The sequence below is a fragment of the Streptomyces viridifaciens genome (assembly GCF_001888885.2).
In the GTDB taxonomy this organism is placed as follows: Bacteria; Actinomycetota; Actinomycetes; order Streptomycetales; family Streptomycetaceae; genus Kitasatospora; species Kitasatospora aureofaciens.
Genome location: NZ_CP090840.1, coordinates 656,769 through 683,239, shown reverse-complemented (window position 1 = coordinate 683,239; position 26,471 = coordinate 656,769). Strand labels below are relative to the sequence as shown.

At 70.4% G+C, this 26,471-nt stretch carries 21 protein-coding genes and 5 pseudogenes; 15 read left to right on the top strand and 11 right to left on the bottom strand.

Going from position 1 to position 26,471, the window contains the following annotated elements; translation table 11 throughout:
- Positions 1-212 precede the first annotated feature (212 nt).
- Positions 213-755: an ArsR/SmtB family transcription factor gene (locus BOQ63_RS03105; protein WP_043481043.1), complete on the bottom strand. Its 543-nt coding sequence runs from the start codon at positions 753-755 to the stop codon at positions 213-215.
- Positions 756-838: 83 nt separating this feature from the next.
- On the opposite strand from BOQ63_RS03105, the gene BOQ63_RS03100 reads away from it, so the two are divergent.
- The 4 genes from BOQ63_RS03100 to BOQ63_RS03085 all read left to right on the top strand — a co-directional run bounded on the left by BOQ63_RS03100 (position 839) and on the right by BOQ63_RS03085 (position 6,663).
- The gene (locus BOQ63_RS03100) at positions 839-2,164 is read left to right on the top strand and encodes a M20/M25/M40 family metallo-hydrolase (protein WP_078938418.1); all 1,326 of its coding nucleotides are present in this window, start codon (positions 839-841) and stop codon (positions 2,162-2,164) included.
- Complete coding sequence (locus BOQ63_RS03095) at positions 2,161-3,936, top strand: S9 family peptidase (RefSeq protein ID WP_030555145.1); 1,776 nt, start codon at positions 2,161-2,163, stop codon at positions 3,934-3,936. The genes BOQ63_RS03100 and BOQ63_RS03095 overlap by 4 nt, the downstream gene beginning before the upstream one ends.
- 485 nt (positions 3,937-4,421) lie before the next feature.
- Positions 4,422-5,891 (top strand): MFS transporter, encoded by a 1,470-nt coding sequence (locus tag BOQ63_RS03090; RefSeq protein ID WP_072653332.1) that lies wholly within the window; start codon positions 4,422-4,424, stop codon positions 5,889-5,891.
- A 178-nt stretch (positions 5,892-6,069) separates the two neighbouring features.
- The gene (locus tag BOQ63_RS03085) at positions 6,070-6,663 is read left to right on the top strand and encodes an NADPH-dependent FMN reductase (protein ID WP_030555141.1); all 594 of its coding nucleotides are present in this window, start codon (positions 6,070-6,072) and stop codon (positions 6,661-6,663) included.
- A gap of 31 nt (positions 6,664-6,694) precedes the next feature.
- Here BOQ63_RS03085 and BOQ63_RS03080 read toward each other — a convergent pair.
- From BOQ63_RS03080 to BOQ63_RS03070, 3 genes and pseudogenes are all read right to left on the bottom strand, one after another.
- Positions 6,695-7,464, bottom strand: a pseudogene (locus tag BOQ63_RS03080) (IS110 family transposase); the annotation flags it as partial.
- A gap of 791 nt (positions 7,465-8,255) precedes the next feature.
- Positions 8,256-8,570, bottom strand: a pseudogene (locus tag BOQ63_RS03075) (IS110 family transposase); the annotation flags it as partial.
- Between the two features lie 90 nt (positions 8,571-8,660).
- Positions 8,661-9,539 carry a helix-turn-helix transcriptional regulator gene (locus BOQ63_RS03070; RefSeq protein ID WP_030555136.1) on the bottom strand — a complete coding sequence of 293 codons (879 nt, stop codon included), beginning with the start codon at positions 9,537-9,539 and terminating at the stop codon, positions 8,661-8,663.
- A gap of 105 nt (positions 9,540-9,644) precedes the next feature.
- Here BOQ63_RS03070 and BOQ63_RS03065 point away from each other — a divergent pair, with 105 nt between their 5' ends.
- Complete coding sequence (locus tag BOQ63_RS03065) at positions 9,645-10,343, top strand: SDR family NAD(P)-dependent oxidoreductase (protein ID WP_072653844.1); 699 nt, start codon at positions 9,645-9,647, stop codon at positions 10,341-10,343.
- A 292-nt stretch (positions 10,344-10,635) separates the two neighbouring features.
- Positions 10,636-10,993 (top strand): annotated as a pseudogene (locus BOQ63_RS03060) (integrase core domain-containing protein); the annotation flags it as partial.
- A 71-nt stretch (positions 10,994-11,064) separates the two neighbouring features.
- On the opposite strand, the gene BOQ63_RS03055 reads toward BOQ63_RS03060, so the two are convergent.
- The 3 genes from BOQ63_RS03055 to BOQ63_RS03045 form a co-directional block, all read right to left on the bottom strand.
- On the bottom strand, positions 11,065-12,351 hold the full coding sequence (locus BOQ63_RS03055; protein WP_370863245.1) for an IS256 family transposase: 1,287 nt from the start codon (positions 12,349-12,351) through the stop codon (positions 11,065-11,067).
- A 259-nt stretch (positions 12,352-12,610) separates the two neighbouring features.
- Positions 12,611-13,969 carry a M48 family metallopeptidase gene (locus tag BOQ63_RS03050; RefSeq protein WP_079183372.1) on the bottom strand — a complete coding sequence of 453 codons (1,359 nt, stop codon included), beginning with the start codon at positions 13,967-13,969 and terminating at the stop codon, positions 12,611-12,613.
- 1,580 nt (positions 13,970-15,549) lie between these two features.
- Complete coding sequence (locus BOQ63_RS03045) at positions 15,550-16,074, bottom strand: hypothetical protein (protein ID WP_072653330.1); 525 nt, start codon at positions 16,072-16,074, stop codon at positions 15,550-15,552.
- Positions 16,075-16,120: 46 nt separating this feature from the next.
- Between BOQ63_RS03045 and BOQ63_RS03040 the strand changes: the two genes are divergently transcribed.
- The 3 genes from BOQ63_RS03040 (at position 16,121) to BOQ63_RS03030 (ending at position 17,918) form a co-directional block, all read left to right on the top strand.
- A complete protein-coding gene (locus tag BOQ63_RS03040; protein WP_030555126.1) occupies positions 16,121-16,714 on the top strand; it encodes a hypothetical protein in 594 nt (197 codons plus the stop codon).
- Between the two features lie 49 nt (positions 16,715-16,763).
- Positions 16,764-17,132 carry a hypothetical protein gene (locus tag BOQ63_RS03035; RefSeq protein WP_435823448.1) on the top strand — a complete coding sequence of 123 codons (369 nt, stop codon included), beginning with the start codon at positions 16,764-16,766 and terminating at the stop codon, positions 17,130-17,132.
- 366 nt (positions 17,133-17,498) lie between these two features.
- Entirely contained in the window at positions 17,499-17,918 is a 420-nt protein-coding gene (locus BOQ63_RS03030) for a hypothetical protein (RefSeq protein ID WP_072653329.1), read from the top strand.
- A 111-nt stretch (positions 17,919-18,029) separates the two neighbouring features.
- Here BOQ63_RS03030 and BOQ63_RS03025 read toward each other — a convergent pair whose 3' ends face one another.
- A complete protein-coding gene (locus tag BOQ63_RS03025) occupies positions 18,030-18,647 on the bottom strand; it encodes a TetR/AcrR family transcriptional regulator (RefSeq protein ID WP_030555122.1) in 618 nt (205 codons plus the stop codon).
- A gap of 132 nt (positions 18,648-18,779) precedes the next feature.
- On the opposite strand from BOQ63_RS03025, the gene BOQ63_RS03020 reads away from it, so the two are divergent.
- Positions 18,780-19,712, top strand: coding sequence for an alpha/beta hydrolase family protein (locus BOQ63_RS03020; protein ID WP_072653328.1), 933 nt, complete (start codon positions 18,780-18,782; stop codon positions 19,710-19,712).
- A gap of 1,120 nt (positions 19,713-20,832) precedes the next feature.
- Here BOQ63_RS03020 and BOQ63_RS03015 read toward each other — a convergent pair.
- Positions 20,833-21,172 (bottom strand): annotated as a pseudogene (locus BOQ63_RS03015) (IS5 family transposase); the annotation flags it as partial.
- Positions 21,173-21,213: 41 nt separating this feature from the next.
- Positions 21,214-21,633 (bottom strand): hypothetical protein, encoded by a 420-nt coding sequence (locus tag BOQ63_RS03010; RefSeq protein WP_072653326.1) that lies wholly within the window; start codon positions 21,631-21,633, stop codon positions 21,214-21,216.
- 298 nt (positions 21,634-21,931) lie between these two features.
- Here BOQ63_RS03010 and BOQ63_RS03005 point away from each other — a divergent pair, with 298 nt between their 5' ends.
- From BOQ63_RS03005 to BOQ63_RS02995, 3 genes are all read left to right on the top strand, one after another.
- Positions 21,932-22,315 (top strand): NUDIX hydrolase, encoded by a 384-nt coding sequence (locus BOQ63_RS03005; RefSeq protein ID WP_050366280.1) that lies wholly within the window; start codon positions 21,932-21,934, stop codon positions 22,313-22,315.
- Entirely contained in the window at positions 22,288-22,443 is a 156-nt protein-coding gene (locus BOQ63_RS03000) for a hypothetical protein (RefSeq protein WP_157881747.1), read from the top strand. The genes BOQ63_RS03005 and BOQ63_RS03000 overlap by 28 nt, the downstream gene beginning before the upstream one ends.
- Before the next feature lie 1,030 nt (positions 22,444-23,473).
- Positions 23,474-24,007 carry a hypothetical protein gene (locus tag BOQ63_RS02995; RefSeq protein WP_143174609.1) on the top strand — a complete coding sequence of 178 codons (534 nt, stop codon included), beginning with the start codon at positions 23,474-23,476 and terminating at the stop codon, positions 24,005-24,007.
- A gap of 531 nt (positions 24,008-24,538) precedes the next feature.
- Here BOQ63_RS02995 and BOQ63_RS02990 read toward each other — a convergent pair.
- A complete protein-coding gene (locus BOQ63_RS02990) occupies positions 24,539-25,330 on the bottom strand; it encodes a maleylpyruvate isomerase family mycothiol-dependent enzyme (RefSeq protein ID WP_072653324.1) in 792 nt (263 codons plus the stop codon).
- A gap of 114 nt (positions 25,331-25,444) precedes the next feature.
- Here BOQ63_RS02990 and BOQ63_RS02985 point away from each other — a divergent pair.
- Together BOQ63_RS02985 and BOQ63_RS02980 are read left to right on the top strand one after the other, a co-directional pair.
- Positions 25,445-25,885, top strand: a pseudogene (locus tag BOQ63_RS02985) (alpha/beta fold hydrolase); the annotation flags it as partial.
- Between the two features lie 214 nt (positions 25,886-26,099).
- Positions 26,100-26,381, top strand: a complete 282-nt coding sequence (locus BOQ63_RS02980; RefSeq protein ID WP_143174608.1) for a hypothetical protein — start codon at positions 26,100-26,102, stop codon at positions 26,379-26,381.
- Positions 26,382-26,471: the final 90 nt, after the last annotated feature.

The window sequence follows — 26,471 nt, the reverse complement described above, 5'->3', positions numbered from 1 at the left end:
TGCTTCGGGTTTCCCCGGATTCGGTGCTGCGGGCACGTGGTGTCGTCCCGCCAAGCCTGCGCCGTGCCGAATGATCAGTGCCGGCGACGTTGCCCAGGCCGGTCATTGACGTACAGGTTTCCGACAAGCAACTGGTGCAATCGTCCTGCCGGCCGCCACGGCGACCCCAGACGCGTCACTCGAATGGTGAATGAGTCAAGCATCGCTCGTGCCTATTGGTCAATCGGGTCTTCGGCGCTCTCCCGGGAGTCGGGGTCGGGCTGGGGCCGGGCCGCGAGAGACCACAGGTAGCTCAGCGGTTCGCCGTCGGGTTCGTCGGGGTACTCGGCGATCAGGTCCTGGATCCGGCGACGCAGTGACTCCACGGACTCGGGCCGCAACCGCAGCACGCCCCGGTTGGCCCCGCGGCCGGAGTCCTTGCCCGCAGCTATCAGTTCGGTGCGATGGGCGCCGAGCACGGCCAGGTCGACCTGCTGGGCCAGGCCGGAGTCGTCGGGCGTGATGATCAGACCCCGGGTGCGCGCGGTCGCTCGGTAGGGCCGCTGCAGCGCGCCGTGCTCCCCGGTGCTGACCGGTTCGGCGACCAGGAAGTCCGTCTTCACCAGGGCGCGGACGTGGCGCAGCGTGGTCGCGGGAGCGAGGTCGAGTTCGACCGAAAGCTCCTTGTTGGTGAGGGCGCGGTCCAGGCACAGCCTCAGGATGCGCCAGCGGAGGGGATGTCCGAGGGCCTTGAGATCTTCGATCGTCGCTTCCACAACTCGGACTGTACCTTGCCAAACCCCGCTCTGGTTTGCTTGACTGCTATCGATTTCATTCCGTGCAATCGGTTGGAGGGTCTGTGATCGAGCAGCTCCGGGACTGGGTGAGCGCCCAGGACCTGGATCGTGAGCTGGCGGACTGGATCTCCCGGCCGAGCGTGAGCCGGACCGGTGAGGGCATGGCCGAGGCCGCGGCCTACGGTCTGCGCCTGTTACGTGCGTCGGGTCTGCAGGCGCGCGAGGTCGAGACCGGCGGCTGGCCCGCCCTGGTGGGAACGGCGGACGGGCCCGGGCCGCACGTGCTGATCTACGGTCACTACGACGTGCAGCCGGCCGGGCCGCTGGAACTGTGGACGACGCCGCCGTTCGTGCCGTCGATCCGCAACGGCCGGATGTACGGGCGCGGCACGGGCGACAACAAGGGGCAGCACCTCGCGCAACTGCTGGGGCTTCGTGCCCTGCGGGAGCTCACCGGCGGATTTCCCTGCCGCGTCACGGTGTTGCTCGACGGCGAGGAGGAGATCGGCAGTCCCAACCTGGCCGAGGCGGTGCGCCAGGTCGGTCAGCCCGATCTGGTGGTCTGGAGCGACGGGCCCGTGCACGACTCGGGCCGGGCGTGCGTGGTCCTCGGTGTGCGCGGGATCCTGACCTTCGAACTGCGGGCGCGAGGCGCGGACCGGCCGCTCCACTCGGGGAACTGGGGCGGGGTCGCGCCGAACCCGGCGTGGAGGCTGGTGCAGCTGCTGGCCACGATGAGGTCGCCGGACGGGGCCGTGACCGTTCCCGGATTCGCCGACGAAGTACCGCCGCTGACGGACGGTCAGCTGGCCGCGCTGGCGGACCTCCCGGTCGACGTGGCCGGAGTGCTCGCCTCGATCGGGGCGGCCGACATGGAGCCGCCGGCCGGGCTGGGGTTCCACGAACGCCTGGCCAGACCCACGCTGACGGTGAACTCTTTGAGCTGCGAGGACTCCGGCGACCACCGCGCGGTGATCCCCGACGTCGCGATCGCCCGCTGCGAGGCCCGGCTGGTCGGCGGCCAGACACCGGAGCAGGTTGCCGAGGCCATCCGGCGCCACGTCGCCAGGTACGCCCCCGATGTCGAGTTCGTGCCGGACGCGGCGATGGCGCCGTCCACCACGTTGCCCGAGACCCCTTATACGGCGACGATCCTGAAGGCGGTCGAGGACGTGCTCGGGCAACGGCCGCTGCTGGTCCCCTCACTCGGCGGAAGCCTGCCGATCGCCGTGCTCAGCGACGGGCTCTCCTGCCCCTGCTACGGTGTGCCGCTGGCCAACGTCGACGAGGCCAACCACGCGGCCGACGAGAACCTCGAACTCGACCGGTTCCATCACGGGATCGTCGCCGCGGCGACGATCCAGCTCGCACTGGCGGCGCACTCATGACCGTCTGGGGGGCCTGGCCCGCGAAGGAGGGCTTCGCGTACGTCAGCGACGAGTCCGGCCGGCCGCAGCCCTGGTTCCAGACCTGGGCGGGGGAGCGGCGGATGTTCCCGGTCGACGGCGCGGTCACCCGGCTGGCATGGCGACCCGACGGGACGCGCCTGCTCGTCGTGACGGACGTGACCGGCGGCCAGGACTACCGGCTGGCCGAACTCGACCCGGAAACCGGCGAGTTGGAGTGGATAGCGACGGAGCCCGGGATCCGGCGCGAGATAGGCGTGCCGTACTCGAGCGCGAGCCAGCCCTACAGCCCGGACGGCCGACTGCTCGCGTACGCGACCAGCGCGCGCGACGCCACCTGTCTCGACGTCTACGTGCGGGACCTGACGACCGGCGCCTCCCGGATGGTCCTGGAGGGCGATGACCGGTACGTGCCGGTGTGCTTCTCGCCGGACTCCCGCCACCTGCTCGTCCTGAAGTTCCACCAGAACACCGACCAGGACCTGTTCGCGTGCGACCTCGTGACCGGCCGCACCCGGCACCTCACCCCGCACGAGGGCCCGGCGAAGTACCAGCCCGGCGGCTGGAACGAGGACGGCATCTACGTGTGCACCACCGAGGGCCGCGACTTCCTCGGCGTCGCCCTGCTCGTCCCCGGCCGGCCGCTGGAGTGGATCGCCACACCGGACACCGACGTGGAGAACGTGATCGTGGGCCCGCAGGTCGTCTGGGCCGTGCCCCAGGACCAGCGCACACTGCTGTGCACGTCGGAGACCACGCTCGAACTGCCCGGGTTCGCCTCCCAGCCGTTCGGCTACGACGGCTTCGTGCCGCGGTTCGCCGAGGAGCGCCTGCTCGCCCAGGTCGGCGCCGGCGACCGGGCGACCGAGTTCTTCCTGGCGGACCTCGCGTCCGGCCGGACGCACCGCCTCACCGACTTCAGCGGCGAACTGCCGGACGACCTCGTCGCACCGGAAACGGTCTGGTTCACCGCAGCGGACGGGCTGGAGATATCGGGCCTGCTGTATCGCCCCCGTACGACGGCCGGTCCCGTCCCCGCGGTGCTGACCATCCACGGCGGTCCGGAGTGGGCCGCGCTGCCGGTCCACGACCCGTTGATCCAGCGGCTGGTGCGAGCCGGATTCGCCGTGCTGGCACCGAACGTACGCGGCTCGACCGGGCGGGGGCTGGCCTACCAGCGGCTGATCTACCGCGACTGGGGACGCGGCGACCTGGCCGATTTCGAGGCCGCCGCACGGTTCCTGCGAAGCCTGGACTGGGTGGACGGCGACCGCCTCGGCGTCCACGGGATGTCCTACGGCGGGTTCGCGGCGCTCAGCTGCCTGACGAGGCTGCCGCACCACTGGGGGGCCGGAGTCGCGATCTGCGGGCCGGCGGACCTCGAATCGGACGTCCGGGCCCTGCCACCGACGTGGAACAGACGGGTCGTGGAGTGGATCGGGGACGTCGACGACCCGCAGGACCTGGCGAGACTGAGGGCGGCGAGTCCGCTGACCCATGTGGCGAACACCCGGGCACCGCTGCTGCTGGCACACGCGGAAGGCGACACCACGGTCGTCATCAGCGGCACCGAGCAGCTCTACCGGACACTGACCGAACTCGGCAAGACCGTGCGGTTCATCCGCCTTTCCCGCGGCCACCTTCCGGACGACCGGGAGGAAAGGGACGACCTCGACGCCGCTGTCGTGCAATGGTTCCGCGATCACCTCGGGCCGCGCCCCAACGGTGCGGAAACGACCGGCGAACACCAATAGCCGGACTGTGAAAAACCCCAGCCCCGCCGACGGAACACGGCTAGGGTTGAATGCCGCGCAAAGAAACAGGTCAAGAATTCCGAACCGGCCGCCGGACAACCGGCGGAGCCACCCCGCACCGAAAACGACCGAGGGGGTACGCAGTCATGGCGCAATGCGGAGCGGATCGTCGAAGAAAGCCGTGCGCGGTGCATCTTCCGGCCGAATTCCGCTGACCGGAACCGAATCCTCCACCGGCCCCCTCCCGCATGGTCAAGCGTGGCGCCGCCGAACCTCCGGGCCGAACCTCCGGCCCCTTCGAATCTCGATTCCTCCTACCCAAGGCGCACCCATGAGACGCGGCACAAGCATCGAAGCAGACACATCCGGCGCCTAATCGGCCGGCACGAGCACGACCACCGGGGCGCTGTCGATCGCCACCGGTCTGTCCGGCTCCCTGCGTCACTGATCAACACCCGAAAAACCCAGAAGGGATAGGCACACAAATGCCTCCTGCAGTCGCCCGCGCCGGGGCGCCCCCCCGTCGACGCCTCGGCTTGATCCTGGCACTGCTGGCTTTCGCCCAGTGCATCTACGCCATTGACTACAGCATCGTTTTCGTGGCACTGCCCGAGATCCGTACCGGTGTCGGCTTCTCCGCGCAGAACCTCCAGTGGGTCGTCAGCGCCTACGCGGTCGCCTTCGGCGGCTTCCTGCTCCTCGGCGGCCGCGCGGCGGACCTCTTCGGCCGCCGCCGGATGTTCGCCTTCGGCCTGTTCCTCTACGCGGCCTCCTCGCTCGCCGGAGCGCTCGCGGGCGACCCGACGACCCTGATCGTCGCACGTGCCGTGCAGGGCATCGGCGGCGCCTTCCTCGCCCCCGCGACGCTCTCCCTGGTCACCACGACCTTCGCCGAAGGCCCCGAGCGCAACCGCGCCCTGGCGATCTGGGGCGGTGCCGGCGGTAGCGGCATGATCCTCGGCTCGCTGCTCGGCGGTGTGCTGACGGGCGCCTTCGGCTGGGCGTCGATCTTCTACGCCAACGTCCCGCTCGCCGGCGGCGCCATGCTGCTCACCTTCGTCATCATCCCGAAGGACACCGATCACGGGACCTCCGGTCGCAAGTTCGACCTGCCCGGTGCGCTGACCGCGACCATCGGTTCGACGCTGCTGGTGTTCACCCTCGTCCAGGGACCGGTGTCGGGCTGGACCTCGCCGACGATCCTGATCACCGCGGCCATCGCGGTGATCGTCCTCACGGCGTTCTTCACCATCGAGGGCCGCGGCCGCGACCCGCTGCTGCCGCTGCGCCTGTTCCGCAACCGCAACCTGAGCACCGGTTCGGTCGTCACCTTCATCTTCATGGGGACGTTCGGTGCGCTGCCCTACTTCTACACCCTCTACTTCCAGAGCGTGCACGGCTACTCCGCGACGAAGAGCGGTCTCGCCTTCCTCGTGCCGTGTGTCGGGGTGCTCATCGGCAACCTGTCCGGCGGGAAGCTGGCCACCCGCTTCGGGGTGCGCGCCACGCTGATCGGCGCGCTCCTGACGGGGGTCGTCGGCACCGTGGCCTTCGCCTTCTCCGTCTCGCCGAGCGGCACGTACCTGGAGTTCGTCCCGGGTGTCCTCGTCCTGAGCCTCGGTCAGGGCACGGTGTTCACCGCGATGTACGCGGCGGCGACCACCGGCGTCGCGGCGGAGGACCAGGGCATCGCCTCGGGTGTCGCGTCCACCGGGCAGCAGGTCGGTGCCGCGGTCGGTCTCGCCGTCCTGGTGGCGATCGCCAACTCCGGTCACGAGGGACTGACCGGCGAGGCACTGCGCGTGGCGACCTCCGACGGTGTGCGCACGGCCATGTGGGCCAGCGTGGTCGGCATGGTGGCGATCGTGCTGGTCGCGCTGAACTTCAGGCGCAGCACAGCGGTTCCGGCCGCCGAGGTGTCCGAGAAGCAGGACGGCGTGGCGTCGGCTGTCTGAACTCCTGACATGAATAAGTAAAAGCACGGGCGGCCCGTTCGGCCCGGTCGGCACCGAGTCCGACCGAGCCGAACGGGCCGCCCCGCACCCTGACCGCGGCGCAGTACGGACCCGCACCACCCCGAAGACCGCACCGCGAACACCCTCAGGCAGCCGAAAGAGAAGGAGGCGCAACTCCATGGACCAGATCGTGAACGTGGTCGGTGTCGGCGGTTCGAGCCGACCCGGATCAACCGCCGAGAAGGCCCTGCGGGTGGTACTGGACGCGGCGCAACGACGCGGCGCGGCAGTGCAGCTGATCAGCGGCCCCGCCCTGGCCATGCCGCTGTACGACCCCCGGCACGGTGCCACCGCACCGCAGGCCCGACGGCTCCTGGCAGCCGTCGCCGGCGCCGACGCCCTCGTGCTCGCCAGCCCCGCCTACCACGGCGGGATATCCGGCCTGGTGAAGAACGCCCTGGACCACGTCGAGGAACTGAGCGAGGACATACGGCCCTACTTCAGCGAGCGGGCCGTGGGATGCGTGGCGGTCGCCAACGGCTGGCAGGGCGCCGTCTCGACACTGGCCGCGCTGCGCGACGTGACCCACGCGCTGCGCGGCTGGCCCACGCCGCTGGGTGCCGCGATCAACACGTCGGCGGCGCGCTTCTCACCCGCCGGGGCCTGCATGGACGCCCACGTCCAGGGACAGCTGGAGGAAATGGCGGCGCAGGTCGTCGAGTTCGCCACCATGCGCGCCCTCGCGACGTCCAGGGCGCAAAGCGCCCGGTGACCGTCACCGCCGCCCGCCGCACAGATTCGCCGATCTGGGCTTCGACGGCTCGGCGCTGTTCGTGGACGGCGGCGAGCGAGCGGGCCAGGGAGGGCACCACCACGTCCAGGGTGGTGGTGCCGGGGACGACGACGGTCCGTTCGTCGAGTGCGTCGAAGATCTCGTCCACGAGGCGTTCGGCCATGCGCGGGGCCTTGGGCCGTATCAGGGTCACGAGCTTTCGGCGGCCGGCTTCGCGCAGGGCGGCCGGCGAGCCGTGGCGTTCGAGTAGGTGGGTGACGGCGGGGTGGTCGAGGCGGGGGCCGAGGACGCGTTCGAGGGAGGGGTGGAACTGGGTGAGCAGGCCGCGCAGGCGGTTGCTGGTGCGGGTGGCCTCGGCGGCGAGGTCCTGGTCGAAGCCGGTCAGGACGGTGAGCTGGGCTGCGGTCGCGTCGGCGAGTTCGAGGGCGCGCAGGGTGTGGGGCATGGTGCGGGCGGCGTCCGCGATCACGTGGGCGTCGCGGGCGTCGGTCTTGGCTTCGCCGGGGTAGAGGTCGGCGGTGCGGCGCATGGCCAGGCCGGCAGGTAGGCGACCTCGCAGCCGGCGTCGCGTGCCACGGCGAGTGGCAGGGCGCCGATCGAGGCGGGCTGGTCGACGATGACCAGGACGTGGCCGAACTTGGCGGTGAGCTTGTCGAAGACGGCCCGCAGTTTCGGTTCGCCGTTGGGCAGTCGCTTGTCGAAGACGGTCTTGCCGGCTGTGGTCAGGCCGTGGCCGTGGTGGTCGCCCTTGCCGACGTCCAGGCCGAGGAAGACCGCGATGTCACTCGTGTCGAAAACCGAACCCCGAAGGTCGCTCGTCCGTCCCGGCCTCGCCCGTCGGCACCGTTCGCGCGCCTCCTCGTTACGCAGACCCGGCACCCGTCAGCGGCCGGGCGTTGCGCTCGGCCGGGTGCCGGTCAGGCCTCTCATCAGCGGTCACACGGTGCTCCGGGCCCGGTGACACCACCCCCCATCGAACTCCCCGGACGGCCGGCACCGTATCTCCAGCCTGGTGCGCTCCCAGCCGCGGGTCGCGCCCACCGCCGCCGTCACCTCCTCCAGGTCCTGGAAGGTTCCGGCCAGCTGGATCGACTGGGTCGCCGAGGTCGCCTGCGGCTTCGCACCGGGGTGGTGTAGCGAGTGGAGATGCCCAGGCCGTACGGGCCTTGGGTGCTGACCTGCACTGCCTCCGCCCATCCTTGGGGGGCGGTTGCCGTGATCTTCTCGGCCACCCGCGCAACGCCCTGCTCTATCAGCTCGGCCATGGTCTGCTCCGGTTCTGTCGGCCCTACCGGTGATCATCGCAGGGGGCCATGACAGACCCACGAGCCGGAGTGTCAAGCGGCGAGTGCGTGGGCCCGGTGGGACCGGGCTGTCGCCTCGTCGTACGGTGTTACCGGTTTTCAGGCAGCCGTGCAGGATGCCGACGAGGCGGTTGGCGAGTTGGCGCAGGGCTGCGTTTAACTCGATGCCGCGGGCCCGTTGTTGCTCGTAGTAGTCCCTGGCTCCGGGGGAGATCCGAAGTGCGGAGAAGGCTTGGGCGATCAGGGCGTCGATGATCCGGTCGTTGCAGCGTCGGCCGCGTCACTCTTGGCCCCCGACACCGCCAGACGCTCCCGATACCGCGAAGCCTGCAGCGGGTTGACCGCATACACCGTGTAGCCCGCGGCGATCAGCGGCTGCACCCACGGACCCCGATCGGTCTCGATCCCGATCACCACCTCGGCCTTGCTGTCCTCGCCGAGCTCGGCACCGATCATCGCGTGCAGGCGCTCGATCCCGGCCACGTCTTCCGGCAGCCGAGCTTTGGACAGCCGACGGCCCATGGCGTCCATCAGCTCGACGTCGTGGTTGTCCTGGGCCCAGTCGTCCCCAACGAACGGCAACTCGTACCGGACACCGAGTCTGCCGGACGGAGCCTGGGTAGGTCTTATCAGGGGACTGTGAGGCGTCGGTCGGCCGACGCGCGGGGCGGATCAGTTGCGTGTGCCGGCCGGTGGGCCGACGACGGTGGTGAGCTGGAGTTTGGTCTCGTCCTCGCTGCCCGGCGCGGCGGTCATGATGACGATCTTGAGCTCGGTGTCGCCGTCGGTCAGGACATCGCAGTCCACCGTGACCGGGCCCACCGACGGGTGGTCGACCGTCTTGCGGACCTCGCGGTTCGCGGTCACCTCTCCCTTCGCCCACAACTCGGCGAACCTCTCGTTGCCTGCGTTCAGGTCGCGTACCAGCGCGGCCAGGCGACTGTCCCGGGGGAAGCGGCCGGTGGCGTGGCGCAGGTCGGAGACGAGGGCGGCGTCGGTGGTGTCGGGGTCCGTCTCGGTGACCGGCCACATCACGAGGGGGGTGTGATCGGCGCCCACCGGGAACCTGTCGCGGGCGAAGTTGCGCATCCGCGGCGGCGCGACCGAGGGGTCTCCCAGCAGGGCGGCCCACCCGTGGTTCCACCACACCAGTTGCCAGTCCGCGGCGAACACGGCAACCGGTACGTCTCCGAGGCGGACGAGCACGCGCTGCATGCCCGGCGGGAGATGGTCGCAGATCGTGCCGTCGGCCGGCGGCACGATCTGGGCCAGCCGGTAGAGGTGGTCCCGCTCGGCGGTGGACAGCTGGAGGGCGCGTGCCAGGGACGCCACCACCGACACCGAGGGTGTCGTGGCCCGCCCCTGCTCCAGGCGCACGACGTAGTCGACCGACACCCCGGCCAGGTCGGCCAGTTCCTCGCGCCGCAGCCCGACCGCCCGGCGCTTGCGGACGACCGACACCCCGGCGGCCGACGGGGGCAGCCGGTTCCGCCAGGTGCGGATCATCGCGCCCAGTCCGGCCCCCGGAGGTGTCGTCGTCATGCTCTCCATCCTCCGGCATCCCCGATCGCCTGTGGGGACGCAAGGGTGGTACTGGTCTTCCCACCGTCGAAGCGTCTCTGGTCCAGCTCCCTCGCCGAGGCAACCATCGACGGCATGACGATCACTTTCATCACCGGAGCCAACAAGGGCATCGGCCGCGAGACCGCCCGCCGCCTCATCGCCTGCGGCCACACCGTTCTCCTGGGAGCCCGCGACCGCGAGCGGGGTGAGGAGGCGGCCGCCGCGCTGGGCGCACGCTTCGTCCCGATCGACGTGACCGACGACGCGTCCGTGGCCGCCGCCGCCGCGGACGTCGCCGAGCGCGAGGGCAGGATCGACGTCCTGATCAACAACGCGGGGGTACAGGGTCCCTTCGGTGATCCCGGCGACCTCACCGCCGCCGACGCCCGCGCCGTCCTCGACGTCAACGTCGTCGGCGTCGTCCGCACCACCACCGCGTTCCTGCCGCTGCTACGCCGTTCGGACGACCCCGTGATCATCAACGTCAGCAGCGGCATGGGCTCCCTCGCCTTCACCCACGACCCCGGCCGAACCGAGTCGCTCGTCGCCGTGCCGCTGTACGCCTCCTCGAAGGCGGCGCTGACGATGTTGACCACGCAGTACGCCAAGGGGCTCAAGGGCATGCGCGTCAACGCCGCCGACCCCGGCTACACCGCGACCGACATCAACGGTCACAGCGGCTCCCAGACCGTCACCGAGGGCACGGACGCGATCGTCGCCCTCGCCACCGAGGGGCCCGGTGCCGGCACCGGACGCTTCGTCGACCGCCATGGCGAGATCGCCTGGTCCTGACACCGGCGGCCCGGAGACTGCCGCCTCCGACCAGCGTGGGAACCCCGGGCGACTGTCACGCCAGCCCTTTGACCTGCTTCTTCAAGTTAGCGGAGGCTCATCCCACCCCTACCGTCGCCCCTACCTCCACCGTCCCGCATCCAGTGCCCTCCACCGCCTCGGACCCGGTGCCCTCCGCCGTCGCGTCCGGGCCCCAAAAGCGCAGAACGGCCGAACCGACCTTGCTGCGCCGACGCACTCAGTCCCTACCGGCGACGGCCCGTCCGCCACTCGCGAGGTGGCGGACGGGCCGTTCTTCACCCGGGCCGGGATCACGGTCCAGCGGGTGCTGACCGGACAACGGCGCCTGCTACCGCTCACACATCTGGCGCGATGCCCTCGCCGCCGAGGGCATCGCCCACAAGCGCACCCGCCCCTACCACCCGCAGACCAACGGCAAGGTCGAACGCTTCAACCGCACCCTGCTCGACGAGTGGGCCTACGCCAGGCCCTACCGAACCGAGCAGGAACGCCGCGACGCCTTCACCGACTGGCTGCACACCTACAATCACCACCGCGGACACACCGCCACGGCGACGCGGGCCACGACCTGCCGGAGCGGTGGGACGAGGTGCAGCGCCGGGCCGCAACCGCGAGCGGTGTGTCAGTAAGGGCCCGGCCCGGTTTGCGGCCGGGACGCCGGGGTGTGTCCAGCCAACGGTGTAACTCAGGTTGATTTGTACTACCGGCGGCCGATGGAGAGTCGGCCGTCGAAGGTGATCTCGAAGGCGTTCAGTGCGGCCTTCCAGCGGGTGGTCCAGCGTTTGCGGCCGGCTCCGGTCGGGTCGAGCGCCATGATGGCCATGTAGACGCACTTCAACGCGGCCTGCTCGTTGGGGAAGTGGCCGCGGGCTCGGACGGCCTTGCGGATGCGGGCGTTGACCGACTCGATCGCGTTGGTGGTGCAGACGACCCGGCGGATCTCGGTGTCGAACTGGAGGAAGGGGACGAACTCGGCCCAGGCGTCCGACCACATCTTCACGATCGCCGGATACTTGTCGCCCCAGGCCTCCTGGAACTCCAGGAACCGGTCCTCGGCCGCTTTCGCGGTCGGGGCGGTGTAGACGGGCTTGAGTGCCTTCGAGATCTTGTCCCAGTCCTGGCGAGCTGCGTATCGAAAGGACGCGCGCATCAGGTGGACCACGCAGGTCTGGGTGATGGCCTGCGGCCAGACGGTCTCGATGGCGTCGGGCAGGCCCTTGAGGCCGTCGCAGACGACCATGCACACATCGCCGACGCCGCGATTCTTGATCTCGGTGAGGACGTGGAGCCAGTACTTGGCGCCCTCGCCGCCGTCGCCGGCCCACAGACCGAGGATCTCGCGGGTGCCCTCGACGGTGACCGCGAGCGCGACGTAGATCGGGCGGTTCGCCACCTGACCATCGCGGATCTTCACGTGGACGCAGTCGATGAAGATCACTGGGTAGACCGGGTCCAGGGGCCGGTTCTGCCACTCGGCCATCCCGTCGATCACCTTGTCGGTGATGGTGGAGATGGTCTGCTTGGACACGTTCGCGCCGTAGACCTCGGCCAGGTGGGCGGAGATCTCACCGTGTGTCAGGCCCCGGGCGGACAGGGACAGGACCATGTCGTCCACGCCGGTCAGCCGGCGCTGGCGCTTGCGCACGATCTGCGGCTCGAAGCTGCCCTCCCGATCGCGGGGCACGTCGATCTCGACCGGCCCTACGTCGGTGACCACGGTCTTCGAGCGGGTGCCGTTGCGGGAGTTCCCCGAGCCGGCGCCGGCCGGGTCGTGCTTCTCGTAGCCGAGGTGGTCGGTGATCTCGCCCTCCAGGGCGGCCTCCAGGACGCGTTTGGTGAGCTGCTGCAGGAGCCCGCCCTCGCCGGTCAGTTTGACGCCTCCGGCGCGGGCCCGGTCGACCAACTGCCCGATCAACTGCTCGTCCAGTACGTCCGGCGCGAGCTCGACCGGCCGGACTTCCTCAACCGCCTCCGCGGAGACGATCACGTCGCTCATCAGGTGTTCTCTCTTGATCGGGAGTTACACCGAAGACCGTACAGACCCGGACGCCGTTCGTTGGCCGCCGGGATCCGGACGAGCTGGCCGCCGACGCCTATAGGGACGGCTACACCGGCCGTCGCATGGACTGGTGACCCGAAGAGAAGGCGTGACAAGGGGGCCGGCCGGGACAGTTCGCTGTCCCGGCCGACGCTTTTGTGGTTGGTGGTCAGGAGGGCGGTCGGCGCTCCGGCGCGGGCCTGCTTCGTCAGCCGGCCAGCAGTTCGGCGGCGATCCGGGCGCGGTGTGGTGCCAGTTCGGCGGTGATCGAGGCGCTTTCGGCGGCGGTGACGGTGACGGCGGCGTCCCCGTCCCCGGCGCGGGCGGCCAGGGCGATCCGCAGGTGGGTCGGCGGGTGGGAGCCGTCCACGGCGGACCGGTCACGGGCACTGAGCCGCAGCAGGCGCTCCCGCTCGACGGCGGGGACGGAGGCGAGGTGCTCGCGCACCCGCTCCCAGAGCAGGTCCGGCGCGGGTGGCGCGGGTGGCGCGGGCGCCTCCTCGGTCCGGCGGCTCCGGGACCGGCCGATCCGGGGCCGTCCCCGTTCCTCGGCCCGGATTCGGTGGATCGCGGTGTCCACCGAGCCGGGCAGCAGCAGCGCCGCGAGCATGCCCCGGGCCGCCTCGCCGCCCGCTACCCGGCCGGCGAGCACGTCCGAGTGGTACTCGGCCTGCTGGCCGGCCCGGGAAGTGAGCCGGTCGAACAGCACCAGCCCCTGGTAGAGCACCCAGGCGACGCCCCGCAGCACCAGCCGGCCGAACACCGCGCCGAGCCGCACCAGCATCGAGACCTCGTCCCGGCCTGCGACCGGCCCGTCGTGGCCCGGGCGGGCCATGTCGTACCAGGCCCAGAGCGCCGAGACGGCGCTGTACAGCCAGAACGAGCGCCGGCGGTCGCCGTTGACCCGGTGGCCGAACTCGTGGCCGAGCAGGGCTGTCCGCTCCCGGTCGTCCAGTACCTCCCACAGCGGCAGGCCGATCCGCAGCACTGACCGGCGGCGCAGCCCGACCAGCCCGTACGAGGCGTTGAACTCGTCGGTGACCTGGATGACGTCCACCGGGCGGGCGCCGACCTCGGCGGCCACCCGGTCGGCCAGACCGTACAGGGCCGGCGCCCCGGCCCGGTCGAGCACGCCCACGTCCTTCGGCAGCCGGCCGAGCCGGGGCCGCAGGGTCACCGCGATCACCAGCACCACCGCGCCGACGCAGCGCTGCACGACGGTCCCGGTGATCAGCAGCCAGAGCGCCAGGGCGAAGGTGCCGACGGTGACGAGGTGGATCACCCCGGCCGCGGCGGAGGCCAGCAGCCAGTCCCGGCGGGCGGTGGGGGAGTGGCCCCCGGCGGCCTGCTCCTCGTAGAGCCGGTCGGTGCGGGCGGCCGCGGCCCGCTCGCGCCGAGTGGGCCCGGGGGCGGCGTCCTCGCCGGGAACGAGGTTCCAGTCGCAGGCCGGGCACCAGACGAGGAAGCGCGGGTCGTCGGTCAGGGGGACGGCACAGCGCGGGCACGGCGAACCGTGGACGGGCCTGTCGGCGGACGCCGCGGCGGGCGGCTCGGGGTAGGTCGACACGGTTGATCATGATGGCGGGCCGGAGCGCCGATGGGCAGAGGGGTTATTCGTATCGTGACCATGCCCGTTCCCCTTCGGGCTGCCCCTGGCCAGGAGGGCGGTGAGCATCTCGGCGACGGCCGGGCTCTCCCCGACGGCCAGGTACGGTCCGCGGTGACCGTGCCGGTGGACTGCCGTCGGCTTGCGGGGTGTTCGACGGCTCGCCCGTCTTCCTCTGTCGGACCGCCTCGGCGGTCCAGGCGTGCAGGGTGTGACGGGTCGGTTGTTCGGTGGTGGGTGTTGGTCGGCTGGGGGTTCATGGGTTGGTTGAGACGGACCGGTTCGTGGTGGGGTCGGGTTCGGGGGTGGGCCTGGTTCTGGTGGTGTTGTCGACCGGGTGCCTTGGGTCGTTTGACCTGCGTGTTTTGGTGGTCGGTTGAGAGTTGCGGGATGGCGTGAGAAGTAGTGGGTTTTCCGCGGTCTGGATGAGAGCCCTGTATGCGCCGGGATGGCCGGTGTGAACCGCGCCGGGTTTGACCGAGACTTCCATAGCTCGGCGAAGGCTGGCGAGCCGGTGCGCTGCAACAGTATCGGCAGGTTCGGATATTCGACTGTGCGGAATAGCGTCCGTGAACTCACCGCGGGGCAGCCGGGCGCCGCTGGGGCCGTGTCTTGTTCTGGCATGAATAGACTCCTCTCATCAGCGCTCACGTTCGGGTGGTGTGGCCGAGAGCAGGGGGACGTGGTGTCGACGGTCGACGTGCAGAGAGTCTGGAAGCCGTCTGTAACGGAACTATGGGCGGGACGACGCCCTCTGTGGTGGACGGTTGGCCCGACGGGGGAGCTGGCTGTTCTGCTCGTCCATCGGCAGTGCCTACGCCGAAGCCGCTACGTAAAGGGGTGGGTGGGATGGGGCCCGCAGGTCCCATTCGATGGGGTGCTCGTGATTCGCCAGGCTGATGGGTCACTTCAACGTCGACCGATCAAGGACGTGCCGGTCAGGCCGAGCCACATCGCTCTTCTCCCGAAATCCCGACTCCTCATAGCAAGCGGTCGAGCGGGCAAGGAGGAGTCGGGAGCGTGGAGCCCGAACGCCGTGGTGTTTTCTCTGGAAAGTGGTAACCAAGAGACCACCTTCTGCATCGGCGACGACATCCCTGCTCTGGTGACCGATCGCGGGGGATCGATCTGGACGGCTTACGGAGACGAAGGCATCTACGGAGGGCATCCGGAGTCTGCAGCCGGTCTTGCCGGTTGGAGTGCCGAAGGTCAGGCAACCTGGGCCCCGGGAGGCCGCCTTCCTGACGTGCCTTTGGAGGGATGCACCGCTGCCACCGAGGGGGACCGGGTCTGGCTGATCTGGTATTCCGGCAGTCGGCGGGGAGGCACGTTCTTGACGCGGATCACCCCGTCGACCGGTGAGGTGACCAGTTGGCGCAGCCCCGTAGGTGACCCGGACGGGTTCGCCGTGCGCGGCCGTCGAGCAGTCCTGACCAAGCGCGTTCACAACCAGCGGTCAACCGAAGTGGTGCGAGCTGAGCTGGATGGTGAAACCTGGAGTGTGACCGAGCGGCGCAGGATTCGAGTGCCCGGACGGGTGGTCATGCGCTGCGGTCAGGGTCGTGACGGTCTCCTGTGGCTTCGCGCTGGCGACACTTGGCTTCGCATCGAAGCGTGAGAGCAGCCCTGCCGTTGGTGCAGAGAAGATCGGCCAAGTACATCCCGTTGAGCCCAGCCGTCCGCAGCTCGGCGAAGACCGGCGAGCCGGTGTGCTGCAACAGCCGGCGCGCCGGCCACCGCCGGTCCAGCACGGCATGGGTGGCCGCCGACCACGCGAACCCGGCGGCCACCCCGGTCACCGACAGATGAAACGGGACGAAGAGCCACACCAGGCCGAGAACCGCGGCCATGACCATGTGGTACTGGCCGACGTGGGCCAGACACGCGGCCCAGCCCCGGCGCGGATTCGCCCCGGCAGCCACGTCCTCCGACGTCGGCGTACTCTTGTTCGCCGCCTGGTGGTCGCTCTGCCCAAAGACGCGATCCGCGACATTGTGACCGACTGCCAGCACGGCCCAGATCGGTCCGAACGCCGCCAGCGTCGCCGGCTGCTCGATCGTCGTCATCGGGCACCCCCAGCCGCGGCTAGGCACCGTGGTCCAGAATCAGGGCATGGACGTCCCCAAGCTGCTGGAAGCCGCCTCCCTGCTGGTCCCCGAAGAGATCGCCACCGAAAACGACATCACGATCAACGACGTCTGGGACTACCTCACCCACGATGAGTGGGAAGTGGCCCTTGGGCTTCTGGAGGAACTCGGCGACGTCCACCCGCTCCCGCTCAGCTTCTGGGAGACCCTCGCCACGGCCGCCGAGCACATGCAGCTGAAGAACAGCGCGGCATGGTGCCACTGGCGCTGCTACGAAACTCGCAACGGGATCATCCGAGCTGACCTCACCCTCCGACCGGCCAGCGAGAGCCGACGGCAGATCCCCTTCTCCGGAGCTGGCGTTCTCCGGCCGATGTGGAACATCGGAAACCGAACCCCGACCGGCGAACCGACCCTCAACATCGCGGCCCTCTGGGTCGAATCCACACCCTTCCTGGGGCCCGGCGAGCGAGCCTCGGTCCGACTCGCGCCCCTCGACCCCTCGCAGTGGCGTCACCTTCAGTCCGGCCAAACGATCGCCATGCACGAGGACCGGACCGTCGCCGGAACGGCTGTCGTCCTGGAAGTCCACGCGCCTACGGCCACGCCCACCACATAAAACCTGCTGGCCGCCGCTCCCATTGGTGCAGAGAAGGTGGAGGCCGCAGATGCCGTCGGTCGTGGGGTTGCTGGAACAGCGAGAACTCGCTGTTCGCCGTCGTGTGGACGAGTTGCTGGAGGAGGCCGACCGTATCCAGGCTGAGCTGGCCGTGGCCGAGCGGGACTGGAAGGAGTGGGTCATCGCCCGCTACCGGGTCGGCGAGGTGCTGGCCCCGACCGACGGTGGTGTTGCAGGCCTCGGCTCCTCGGAGGACCTGCGGGATCCGGGTGACCCGGGGATGCGGCCCGAGGCCCCGGGCGCGGCGAAGCCGAAGTCGGTGGTTGCCGATGTGGCGCTTCGGGCTGGCCTGGTCGGCATTTTCGGTGGACGGGGCTTCTCCCGGGAACGTGGCCAAGCAATCGCTCGGCACGGGTGAGCACCCGCTCCTCGATCACGATCGCCTTGCCGGGCTGGGCTCGGCTCGCGTGTTGGATCGGTGTCTCTGGAGTCAGCAGTTCTGCTGGCGGCTCACCGATGGGGCCGCCGTCCTTCCCGGTGGGCGCGCCGAGGCGACGCTCCCGCAGCTCGTGATACGTGAAGCGGGCATGGCCGCCCGCCGTCGAGCCTTGCCCACTGTGTTCTCCTGTCCCCTCGCGATATCCGCCCTATGGCGTCGTGAGGGCAGCAGGATGTTTCAAAAAAATCTTCAACGGGCCGGATCAGGCCTCCCGGGCGGGGTACTCAGGCTGAACTCGTGATGTCGGGCCACTGAGCTGCTCAGGCCCTCCCCGCGCTGTGCTCCATGGACGACGAGACCATCTGCGGCCCGACCGTCTACGCCTGGACCCTGGGCCAGGGGATCGAGCACGGCTACCTCGCCGACTACCGGGTCCTGGTCCCGGTGGTCACGGACGAGGATCTGCGCGACCTGCTCAACCTGTCCGCCGTCGCCGACCTGCGCACCCAGCGCTCGAACGAGGACCTGCTGCGCCTCGCGTTGCAGGTCGCGGCGCTGCGGGCGGTCGCGGACCTGGACCTGCGCCGCGTGATCACGTTCCACTCGCGGGTGGCCGGGGCGCGGGAGTTCGCCGCGGACCTGCTGGCGGCGGCCGCGCTGCTGAAGGACGCGGACCGGTCGGAGCGGATCTGGGCGAAGGCGATGGCCGGCACCGACCGCCTCAGGGACCGCCGCGTCTCCGACGAAGGCGAGATCCCTTGGTGACGGCTCGTCTCCGACGAGGGTGAGGTCCCTTGGGTTGGCAGGCGGATGGCCGCGGTCGGCAGGGAGACGTGCGCCTTCTCATTGCCCGCACCGGGCCGCCCGCGGTCAGCGTCAGGGCTGTTCCGGCTCCTCGCCGGTCGATGCCGGGGCGGTCCGGGCAAGGCCGGCGAGCAGCAGGTCGATCATGCGGCGGGCCTGGTAGTCGGGGAAGTTCTCCACTCCGATGCACAGGTTGCCGATGGCGAGCATGAAGTCGTAGGCCCGTACGTCGGAGCGCGTGTATCCAGCGGCGGTGGACGCCTTCAACAGCTGGTCGAGCACGGGCATCAGGCGCTCGACGAACTCGTTGTGCAGGCTCTCGAATCCCGCTTGGTCCGAGTGCAGCGCCTCGGCGAGGCCGTGCTTGGTGACCAGGAAGTCGACGAATTGGTGGACCCACTGCCGCAGGACCTCGTACGGCGTGCCGGCAGTCGGCGCCGCGTCGACGGCGGCGGCGAGCGCGTCGACCTGATGCCGGAAGACCGCCACCACCAGGTCCGCCCGGGTGGGGAAATGGCGGTAGATCGTGCCCATGCCGAGGCCCGACTCCGCGGCGATCTCCCGCACGGGGGCGTCGATCCCCATGCGGACGAAAACGGCCGCGGCCGCGTCCAGGAGCTTCTGCTCGTTGCGGCGTACGTCGGCTCGCTTACGTCCTGCAGATGCTGACGGCGTGTCGGCCGTGGACATCGTGCGCACCTCCTGCTTGCAAAGCGGAGCGACGCTCCGTATCGTGATCCGGAGCGGCGCTCCGGATTCTCATTTTGCCAGACACCGCGCAGCAGGGGCCCACTGGGCTCGTCCGAGAAAGGCATTCGTTTCGTGAGCGACAACACGTCCGCCGACGGCGGCAACGACTTCACCACCCCGGTCATCTCCGTCAACCCGATCTCGCTGGCCGCTCCGGACCGCGGTCAGGATCTGGAGGTCCGGATCACGGCGCCGACCACCGGCGGCAACCTGCCCGTCGTCGTCTTCTCCCATGGCATGAGCCTGACCATGGACGCCTACGTACCGCTGGTCGGCTACTGGGCCGCCCGCGGGTTCATGGTCGTCCAGCCCACCCATCTCGACTCCCTCGGCCTCGCCCCCGACGACCCGCGCTCCCCGCTCATCTGGCGCATCCGTACCGCCGACCTCACGGCCGTCCTCGACCAGCTCGACACGATCGAAGCCGCTGTGCCCGGGTTGGCCGGCCGCGTCGACCACGACCGCATCGCGGTCGCCGGACACTCCTGGGGCGCACAGACCGCCAGCACCCTCGCGGGTGCACGGGTCGTAGGCGCCGACGGCCTTCCCGGTGAGAGCATGGCCGACCCCCGTGTCAGTGCCGCCGTGCTGCTGTGCCTGCCCGGCACCGGCGGCGCCGACCTGAGCCCGCTCGCCACCCAGTACTTCCCGTTCATGAACCCTGATTTCGCCGAGCTGAAGACGCCCAGCCTCATGGTCGCCGGCGACCGCGACCAGTCCCCGCTGACGGTACGCGGTCCGGACTGGTTCACCGACGGCTACCGGCTCAGCCCGGGCGCCACCGATCTGCTGACCTTGTTCGGGGCGGAACACGGACTCGGCGGCATCCAGGGAGCCAACGACACGCGCACCACCGACGAAAGCCCCGAGCGTGTCGCGCTCGTGCAGCAGGCCACTCTGGCGTACTTGCGTACCGCGCTGGGCCTCGACCAGAGCGCATGGCCCACCGCCCGTCGGGCGCTGGCCGCGGCTGATGCCCCGCTGGGAAGCATCGACTCGAAGTGACCATCCTCCTCGTGCCGACCGGCACGCCCAGTTCTGGATCATGACCGCCCCTGCGCAGGTCGCCTACGGCGACATCCTGCGGGTCTGGCGTGAAGCGGACGGCATCGAACAGATCGAGCACGCCTGGCTGTTCGTCCACCTCATGCCGCTCGGCGGCTGGATCGCCGTCGAGCACCAGGGTCCCGGCAAGCCCGGCCGGGTCGTCGTGGGCACCCTGGCCGACCGCAGACCTTCGCCACCGCCGACCTCACCCTGGACGTGTTCCACCAGTCCAGCCGGCACCTGGCCGACGCCGTCCCACCCCGCACCCCTGGCCACCGCCGCCCGCACGCCCGCGGTACCGATGCCCAACCTCACCCTGGGCCAGACCACCGGCCGGACCGCACCCACCGACCGAGGCCTGGGCGACGCACACCGCGACTACGCCCTCGGCGACGGCCTGGTCCACCTCACCTGGCCCACCGCCCCGCACATCCAGGCCCTCGAACGCCGCGGCCGCCTCCTCGGCTGGACCGAGGTCGACGACGACAACAACTCCTGGATCACCCTCATCAACGGCCACCCCATCGCCGACGCCGCCGACAACCTCCCCCTACTCCACCAACCCCACCGACGCCCTCACCCTCCTGCGCCTGGCCGTCGAGCGAGGCCTCAGCGGCATCGCGCCCGGCTGGGTGCTCCCCCGCAGCGCAGGGTGATCCCGGCCTGGGCGAAGCTGGCCGTAATGCGCCCTAGCGAGACGGTGCGGGCCGTCTGTCCATGGGGCGTCGGGCGATCGCGGCCGCTGACAACGACGTCTGGAGGGGCTTCGGCCATCCCATCCGGTATGCGCACAGTGAACCCGCTCCTGGGGCGACGCGGGCGTGCGCCCAGCGTCACCGCCGCGACGTCGCCGACTGCGCCCGGGAGGCCGCCCACCGGGCCGTGCACCGGTGCGGATTTCGGGGCCCTTGCTCTCCACCGCACACGCGGTGGAGAGCAAGGGCCATTCCCACCCCGCGGGACCCGGCCGACTGCTACACGGTGGTGCGCCCTCCCGGCGGGAGCCAGGCGACCGAGTACATCGCGGTCGCTGAGAGCCGGTGGCGCCAGCGGCTGGCCGGGCGCAGCCTCGGCGTCAGGCGCTGGCCGCGTGCTGGTGGGCGCGGCACGATGTGGAGTCCACGCTCGTAGGCTCCAGTCGAGACAACCCTTGGCGTCTGCCTTGACCTGCAGGGAGGTCAGGATCCGGTCCCAGGCACTGTCGGCACACCAGGGGCGATGCCGGTCGTACACCGTCGTCCACGGCCCGAAACGGGGGCAGATCCCGCCATGGCACGCCGGTGCGCGCCCGGTAGGGGATCCCGTTGATCACCCGTCGCTGGCCGGCCCACCCGGCCGCCCTGCCGCCCGTTCTCCGGCAGGTGCGGCTTCAGCCGCTCCCATTCGTCCCTGCTCAGTTCTCCCGCCCTGTGACCCAGTACGACGAGCTGCGACGGTCACAAGGTCCGCCGTACAGAACCTAGCCGTTCGGGGGCTTCGGGGTCCTCGGGTCGAAGGGCGCGGTGCCGAGGGGCGGGGCCGTCGGTGGGTTCGGGGCGCTCCGAGGGCCCGGTGGTGTCCTCCGGTGCACGGAGCGGCTCCACAGGAGCAGCTTGCGGACCGTCTCGGCGACACCGGCGGCCAGGGCCGCCGCACCCATGATGATCACCAGGATCACCAGGACGTTCCGGTGCTCGCGTGCATCGGGGCACTCCACTGGCTCCGGCGTGCTGGTGATGGTCATGCCGTTCTCGTCCCTGGTCATGGTCGTGTGGATCCTGCTGTGGGACCAGAGCGACCCGCAGTCCCCGCCCTTCGCCTCGACCGGCATGCCGCCCCAGAGCAGGCCCCCCAGGAGCAGGACCGCCCCCATCACCGTCAACCGCAATACACCCGCCATCGTTCGTCCCCCCGACGCGTCCCCGTAGCGCTCTGCTATGGGGATACCGCACGGGCCGGGCGCTGTCAGCACCACGGGAGAGAGCTCCGGCGAAACTCGTCCATCTGCAGGTCCGGACGTCGACGCGCCCGCTCAGTGCCCCTCGGGCCCTGCTTACCGTCGGCCCACTGCATGTTCAACGGTCGTCGCAGGCACCGGGGGAAAGTCCGACGAGCAGGGCGGAGACGTACCTGACCTCGGGCGGTCTGGTCGTCCGGACGACCTGGCACGAGCCCGCTTGCCCGACCTGGGCCCTGCGGTGACCGCTGGCACGGTGGCCGGGCCGGTCCGGGTGCGGGTGCGCGCGGTGCTCGTCCACGACGGCCGGGTGTGTCTGATCCGCCGCCAGCGGGAAGCCGGCCACCAGCACTTGCTGCCCGGCGGTCTGGTCGAGGACGGCGAAGACCCGATTGGCGCGCTGCGCCGGGAACTGCGCGAGGAGCTCGGCCTCGACCTGGCGGTGCTGCCCGCGCCGCCGGTGCTGCGCTTCGACCAGGAGACCGAGCGGCCGGGCGAGACCACGCCGTTCCGGCGCCGGCGCCTGGTCTTCACCGCCCACCTGCCCGCCCACCTGGTGCAGGCCGTCGCCGGCGGGCGGGCAGGTCAGTCGAGGTCTTGGACGCGGCGGTCGACGCGGCCATAGGTGCCGGCCTGCTGGCGCTGAACGACGCCGGCACGGCGTGCGACCCGAGCCTGATGGCCGAGCAGTGCCTGCAAGCCGTCCCGTACCTGGTGCTCGCGGTGGCCCTGGCGTCCGCCGACCTCGACTGAGCAACTGACCACCTGCCGGTGCGCGCCACGGGGTGAAAGCCGGAGGCCTGCGGCTCCGTCCACCCGCATGCTCGCTCGTGCCGGCCGCGGGGGCAGCCGGGCCGTGCTGGACGAGGTCTTTGATACGGGCTACGCCAGCCGGGACGGCCCGACCCGTGTCCTGCCCTGCCAGTGTCTCCTGCGCCAGCGCCACTCGCGCGGCGCTCGTCCCCTGCCGTGTGCTTTGAGGCGGGGTGCCAATACGGGGTGATGATCACCTGGTACCACTCGTGGTCGAGGATGCAGCCGGCCTTGCCACCGACCGCCGCGTCACAGCGCAGGTCGGGCCCGTAGAAGTCCCCCTCGGTGTTGAGGGGGTAGGCGCCCAGGGTCTCGCCGGACACGTGGTAAGCGGGGTGGATCTGCTCGATGCCGTCCTTGGCGACATGGGAGTCGTAGTCGACGGTCGAGCTCCCGCCCGCGTCCCTGTCCAGGATCACGGGCGCGCCGCCCCAGGCGGGCCCGCTCGTCGTGCAACCGCCGCTGCACATCGACCTGAAGGACGGCGTCACGCCCTCGACGTTGGGCGTCATCTCGGCGGCCAGGGCGGTCCTACGTCGAAAGGGTCTCGCCCGTCGTGCGCCACCCGTGTCGAGCATGTTGTCGAACCCGGCTGGTGCGACTAGCCCGGCTTGTGACACCTACCTTCAGGGCATCCAGCTCGTCGCACTCTGCGATGTACAACACAGCGCCAGCCTCGACCAGAGCATGGAAGTTCCGGCCTTGGCGGGCGCCAGCATCCGCCGTCTTGGTATACACGCCGCGATAGTGCCGGACGCCACCGACAGCGTTGCGGCTCCCGATACCGTCCGGCAGCGAGCAGGTCTGTCCCGCATACCGAGCATGGGGTGGGGATTTGTTTCGCGAATCCTCATCAACCCCGCCAACACCCTCACCCTGCTGCGCCAGGCCTCGCCCGAAACCTCGGCACGCAGGAGGACGGGCGCGGGAGGTGCGTGCACTCGCATGGCCGGGCGGCGAGGCCGGGTGCGTGAGCATCATGAGCGAGGACCCGGTGAGCCCTGATCAGGTGTACGCGGCCTTGGTGGCGTTGAGGAGGGAACCGATTCTCGACCCGGAGCTGTGGCCGGACGGCCCTCAGCAGGATGACTTGCGCAGGCTGCTGGGTGTCCTGCTGGCCGTGGTGGAGCTGGAGATCACCGCTGCCACCCGGCTGGGAAGCGACCAGGACACGGATGTCGCCGAAGTGCTGCCCGGGTGGACCGACGAGGTGGGAGCGACTCCTGGTCTGTTCGCCAACGTGCTGGCCAACCGTCTGCAGCGCACTGTCCAGCTCATGGGACTGGACGAGGTCGAAGAAGGAGGGGAAACGTCGCCGGGCCGTATGGCGTCGTCCATGGCCGTGGTCGCCGCGGCGGACACTCTGGACGCCGATCTGAACTTCCAGTCCGGTGACATCGACGGTGTCCGGCAAGCGCTGGGCCGGGCGGAGGCGTCCGTCATCGAGATCCAGCAGAGCATGCACGACCTGCGGGTGGCCATCGGCGACGCGCAAGAGGAATGAACCCGCTCCCGGACAAACCGGTAGGACAGGGTCCCTTGACCGGCCGGCCTGGCAGAACGCATCCCCCCACGCCCGCCCTGCGGACCCGGCCCGTACTGGTCGGAAGACACCCCCTGGACCCGCCGGGAGCAACCCTGGCGGCAGCGCGGCGGGGGCACGCACAGACTGGTACAGGCCGGTCCGCGTCCGAACCCCCGAGCGGGCAGCGGACCGGCGCCCCTCATCCACGCGCCGCTTCCCAAACCACCGACAGCCCTGTCCGCCCGCTGTTGGAGCGCTGCCGGATGGCATGTCCGGCCTCGGGACTGGTAGGCCCGCGTGTTGAGGTGTCGCGTATTCAAGGCTGAGGCCAGCCGCTCATTACGTAGAGTCAGCATCCTCTGTCGCCACCGCACCGGTGCGGCCACCACTTGGGCGCTGTCCAGATAACAACCTCCTCGGCCGGTACGCGTTCTGCCGACCGCAGGAGGCCGGACGCCGGCCACTGCATGAGTCGACGACGCGACCGGGCGCCGCGTCGTCGACTACGCCTTAAGCGTTCGGGTCCCAGGCGAAGAGCCGCTCGAAGATGACCCGGTCGCCGTCGATCTTCACCGAGTCCAGCGGGGTGCGTCCGTAGAACCACAGGACCAGCTCACCGGCCGTGCCCCGGGCGGAGGCGTCGGCCGGGGCCTGGGCCTCGCCCTCGCCGGCCGCCGGGAGGCGGACGGCGCGGGCGCCGTCCGCCTCGACCGTGAAGCGCCAGGAGCGGCCCTCGGTGGCGTGGTAGTCGACGACGGCCGGCTCGTGCGGCCAGACGCCCGACCACGCGCAGCAGGTGAACAGGAAGTCCTCGACGCCGTCCAGCGCCACCTCCGCCGGCAGCGGCTGCGCGGCGCCCACGGTGAGCTGGGCGTCATAGGCGTGCACCGCGATCTCCTGAAGCTGGTGCCGGGCGACGGCACCGCTGGTCCGCGGCGACTGCGAGGCGCCCCACCACGTCCAGCACTCGGCGTCCGGGCCGACCTCCCGCAGGGTGTCCAGCAGCTCCTGCGTCGACGCGGCCAGCCAGGCCACCAACGCCTCGCGCTCCCGGGGCGCCTGCGCCTCGGCGCGCGCCGCCACGGCCTCGGCCGGCGGGGCGTCGGCCGGACCGGCCTCGACGACGGCGGCCCAGAACGGGCGGCCCGAGCCCAGGTGCCGCGCCAGGTCGAACAGCGTCCACTCAGGACAGGTCGGCACCTGCACGTCCAGGCTGGGCGCGGCGGCGATCGCGGCCCGGAAGGCCGTCGCCCGCTCGTCGATCAGTCGCAGCAGGTCAGGGAGTTCAAGATTCTTCTGCACTACGGCTGTCTATCACCGCACTCCGGCGGCCGAAAGCGAATTTCCCGGCCGCCACCCGCATCCGCCGCCTGCCGGCCTCTGAGGCTGGTGAGCTTGTCGTCGAAGGTGGCCAGATGGAAGACGTGGCATTTCGCGTTCCACCTGGTGCCCGAACTTCCTGAGACGCTGCTCGCAGGCCGTGAGCGGGAGTACGTGAGCTGGTTCCTCAAGGTCAAGGCCCTTGATCCCGGCACGTTCGACAACGCCGAGCTCGATTACTACGCGGCGGCCGTCGCCGCCGACGGCGGCCTGCGCGCGAGTCTCGCCTACTACCGGGACGCCGCCGAGTCGGCGCGCAAGAACCACCAGGCGCTCGAGCGGCGGCGCCTGACGGTGCCCGTCCTCGGGATCTCCAGCAGTCACGGCTCCGTTCCGGACATGGCGGCCTCCATCAGGCCGTGGACCGAGAACACCACCGGAGTCGTCGTGCCGGACGCCGGTCACTTCATCCCCGATGAACAGCCCGAAGCCGTCGCTGCCGCTCTGACCGACTTCATCAGCGCCGACGATCGGTGAGGGCATCCTGGGCACCGCAAAGCGCCGATGCTGATCGCAGGGGACGGACGTCGCTGACCGTCCTGCTCCGGTGGTCAGCTGTCGGTGGGCCGGCGTCGGAGACGCGCCAGCCTCGGCAGGACGGCAAGCAGTAGCAGGCTGTACCTTCTACCGCATTGTCAGCGCCTCGCTGCGTAAGCCCCGCGTCCTCTAAGGGCTCCCGTACGGCGGGGTCGTGTGGCTCAGCGGATACGTGGTACTTCCGATCGCGGGACTCCACAAACCCATCTGGACCTACGATGCCAAGACGCTGGGTGATGATCCGACCGCCCACCTCGCCTACGGCGTCGGCACGAGCAGCGCTTTCTGGTTGCTGAGCAGGGCTTCCGTGTTCTCGCGGCAACTGCAGTCCGCGATCCGCGGTGACGGCGTGCCGATCGTCACCGCCGAAATGACTTACCGATACGGCCCGGACCGGACCGGACCTCGGTGCCCGAATACCGCTCGCCCGGTATGATTTTGCCGCCGGACCGACCTTCCTCGTCCGCGAGGGACCGGCCGCCCGCAGCCACGACGGGTGTGCGAGGTCCGCCAGCCGTTACCCGCC